1 protein-coding gene is annotated in these 1,825 nt (G+C 36.0%); it reads right to left on the bottom strand.

Translation table 11 applies throughout. The annotated features are described in order from the left end of the window. Positions 1-99: 99 nt before the first annotated feature. A complete protein-coding gene (locus tag FCJ93_RS24610; protein ID WP_137744929.1) occupies positions 100-1,668 on the bottom strand; it encodes an IS1182 family transposase in 1,569 nt (522 codons plus the stop codon). Positions 1,669-1,825: the final 157 nt, after the last annotated feature.

Genomic DNA, 1,825 nt, shown 5'->3' with positions numbered 1-1,825 from the left:
GGAGCTGGGACATAACTAGCTTCAAATAATGAGAAAGGTGAATTTGAGGGTACTCAAATTCACCTTTCTCTATTTTTGTGTGTTCATTTTTCTATTACCTTAGTTAATGGCCGTGAATTTTCTTAAATTCACGGCCATTAACGCGAGACCCATTTCGTTTTCTACCTTCGATTTTCCTCGTACAGAAAATCGAGTGAAACGCAAATTAGCCTTCAAGAATCCAAAAACTGGTTCCACATCGATTTTGCGTTTTCGATAGATGGCACCTGTTTTCTCTTCTGAAAGCTTCGCTCTCACATATTCTTTTTGCTGTTCCCATTTTTCGTTCACCATTAGTTTTCGATGGTTGCCTTCTTTTGCCTTGGTACATGATGAACGGAATGGACAGCCCGAACATTCTTCACATTCATAGACTTTAAATTCCCGTTTAAAGCCTGTTTTATCCGTACGTTCAGAGCGATATTTAAATAAAAGGCGTTTGTGATTTGGGCATGTGTATGTATCGCTTTCTTCATCATACTGCCAGTTGTCTGGATTAAACTTGTTTTGTTTATGTTTTTTCTTTTGTTCCTTCACATACATGTTATACGTTATTAGTGCTTCTCGGTTTCTGTTTGAAAGGATATCATTAAAGTTTTGTTCGCTGCCATAACCTGCATCTGCCACAATATGCTTCGGTAATTCGAAATAACCTTTCTCGATTTCATCTAGAAATGGAATTAACGTACGTGTATCTGTCGGATTTGAAAATATACTATACGCAAGTGTGTATTGACCTTCCGTTGCGATTTGTACATTATAACCTGCTTTCAATTGACCATTCTTCATATAATCATCTTTCATTCGCATGAATGTTGCATCAAGGTCTGTTTTCGAATAACTATTACGTGTACCCAAGATTTCAAAGTCCCGTTGATAGTTCTGTTTCCGTACAAGATAATCAGTTAACTGCTTACGCACTTGCTTTGGATATTTTCGTTCACTTCTTAATGCTTTTCTTTCTTCTACGCTCGATGATGCTTCTATTTTTTGGTCATATTCCGTAATGACTTCATCTACTTTTTCAATCATTTGATCGAGTTCTTCAAGTGATAATTGCTCATCACTTTCTCGTTCAATTTCAGGTAAGATCTCTTTTTCAAGTAACTCATTGTACAGTTGATTTGATTTTTCAATTAAGCTTTTGTGATATTTTTCAATCGACTTTTTCCACACGAATGTAAATTTATTCGCATTCGCTTCGATTTTGGTCCCATCAATGAAAATCGCTTCTTGATCGATTAGTTCTTCTTGTACAAGTTGACAACGGAATTGGACGAAACTTTGGCGAATGAGATCTTTCACTTGAGGTTGAACACGGAATCGGTTAATTGTTCGGTAGCTTGGTTCATATCCTTGAGCTAGCCACATCATACGGATACTATCTTTTAAAAGGGCTTCGATTTTACGACCAGAAAAGACAGACTGCGAATAAGCACATAAGATAATTTTTAACATCATGCGTGGATGATAAGCAGGGCACCCCTCATTTCGAAAAAATGGTTCAAGGGCTTCAGGTGGAATACTTTCCACTAAGTGATGTATATGGAAGGCAATATCATTTTTTTGTAACTTTACTTCTAAATCTAAAGGCAAAATTAATTGATTCATGTTATAATTTTTAAACATAAGGATCCTTCTTTCTGTATGATTTGGTTGTGGTGACTTAATTTTATCAGAAGAGGTCCTTATTTTTATACAAAAATGAATCAAAGCCAGTGAAATTTTACGTGTCGTAAAATTTCACTGGCTTTTTCATTTTAGAGATGGGTTTTGTCCCACCCTC

It is taken from the genome of Robertmurraya siralis (assembly GCF_005502275.1).
Taxonomy (GTDB): domain Bacteria; phylum Bacillota; class Bacilli; order Bacillales; family Cytobacillaceae; genus Robertmurraya; species Robertmurraya siralis.
Note: the sequence above shows the minus strand (reverse complement) of the source record. Positions and strands in the feature narration are given on the sequence as shown.